The organism is Flavobacterium araucananum (genome assembly GCF_002222055.1).
Classification (GTDB): Bacteria; Bacteroidota; Bacteroidia; order Flavobacteriales; family Flavobacteriaceae; genus Flavobacterium; species Flavobacterium araucananum.
In genome coordinates, this window is record NZ_MUGS01000050.1 from 1 (window position 1) to 1,827 (window position 1,827).

Genomic DNA, 1,827 nt, shown 5'->3' on the forward strand with positions numbered 1-1,827 from the left:
ATTGTACTCATCAGGCTGCATAACCTGGCCTAAAATATTAGATTTCTTAAAGTTATGCATTTGATAATCTGATGTTCCAGACTTAATTTTATTCTTTTTTTTTTTCATAATTATATTTAATCATAAACTATTGATTACGAATCTAATCTCAATAAGATATTTTTAACTTATCAGAAATGTATAAAAAACACTACGATACCTAATAATAATTTTATACATTAAGTGTAAGAGTAATAATTTTATTCTTAGCTGATAAGTAATTATTTATAGTCAAACTATTTGTTTCAAGGATATTTTCATGATAACATTCTAAATTTATAACTTGTACATTATCTGAAATTAAATTAATATTATTTGTATCAAGAGTTTTACAATATTCATCAAATAATTTAGATTTTTTATTGTTTATATTAATTAACATAGCTTTGAATAATAATATGTTCGAATATTTTAATTGATCAGTTATAGATGAATTTGCAAGTTCATTCTCCGCATCCAAGGCAGCAATAACATTTTCAACATATACTTTTTTTGATTCTTTTATTTCAAAATCTTTATAATTTTTATTAGATAAACTCAGCATCTTTTTATCTCTTAAAAAAGTATCTAACAATATTATATTAATGTTTTTATAACCTCTACCTTCAAGAATTACTGCTATTTCTAAAGAAATATGCCCTCCTAAAGACCATCCAAGTAAATTAATCGGTTCCTTTAATGTGTATTTTTGTTCATATTCCAATATATAATAGTTAGCCAATTTATTTAAAGAACTTATTTTATCTTTATAATGAATATTATAATTATCAATTCCAATACAATTATATTTTGTGCCTAACATTTCAGCTAAATTTTGGTATACTTCTGAACCAGACCTAGAAGGAGATATAAATATCATATCATCTAATTCATAATTATAGGTTAAATAGTAAGGTTTTACTAGCCCAAAATCCTCTTTTAAAACTTCCAACGTACCTATAATTGATTTAAGTCTAAAAATATCTGAAACTTTTATATCAAACTTTAATGCCTTACTCATAAGATGTGCCACTTGAATAGCCAATATCGAATTACCTCCTATCCTGAAGAAATTATCCGTTACTCCAACCCTATCCAAGCCTAAGACTTCTTTCCAGATATTACAAACGGCGATCTCCAATTCTGTCCTTGGAGCCATATAAGCTTCCATTGATCCGCTAAAATCTGGATCAGGTAATGAACGCTTGTCCAGTTTGCCATTGATTGTCAAGGGAAAAGAATCCATAACAACCAAAGCGCCAGGAACCATATATTCAGGTAAAACCGCTCCAAGCTCTTCCAAAATCAAAGACTCTTCCAAAACAACTTCTCCCTGATCCAAAACATAATAGCCAACCAGCGATTTAACAACACCNNACCACGAATCTTTACCTGGTTGTCTTTTCTGCCTATATATTCTATAGTACCGTCAGCAAGCCAACGTCCTAAATCGCCTGATCTATATAATCGGTCTTCCTGTATAAAAGGATTCGATATAAACTTTTCTTTGGTTAATTCTTCTCTATTTAAATATCCTCGAGCAACTCCTGCTCCTCCTACACACAACTCGCCAATAACCCCTATTGGTACTAAATTTAAATTTAAATCTAAAATATAACAACCCAAGGTAGGGATAGCTGAACCTATAGTACTAACAGAGCTCAACATATCAGATATATGGAGTTCTTTGTAGGTAACATGAACAGTAGTCTCGGTTATTCCATACATATTAATCATTTTACAGGCCGGATATAATTCTTTCCAATCTTTTAAATAAAACGAATTCAAGGCTTCTCCTCCAAAAATTAC

Annotated in this window: 2 protein-coding genes; both read right to left on the reverse strand. The window is 29.4% G+C overall.

Going from position 1 to position 1,827, the window contains the following annotated elements:
- Positions 1–211 precede the first annotated feature (211 nt).
- Positions 212–1,360 (reverse strand): phosphopantetheine-binding protein, encoded by a 1,149-nt coding sequence (locus B0A64_RS19240; protein WP_089481119.1) that lies wholly within the window; start codon positions 1,358–1,360, stop codon positions 212–214.
- Positions 1,324–1,824 carry an AMP-binding protein gene (locus tag B0A64_RS19245; protein ID WP_455423332.1) on the reverse strand — a complete coding sequence of 167 codons (501 nt, stop codon included), beginning with the start codon at positions 1,822–1,824 and terminating at the stop codon, positions 1,324–1,326. Before B0A64_RS19245 ends, B0A64_RS19240 begins: the two co-directional genes overlap by 37 nt.
- Between the last annotated feature and the right edge of the window lie 3 nt (positions 1,825–1,827).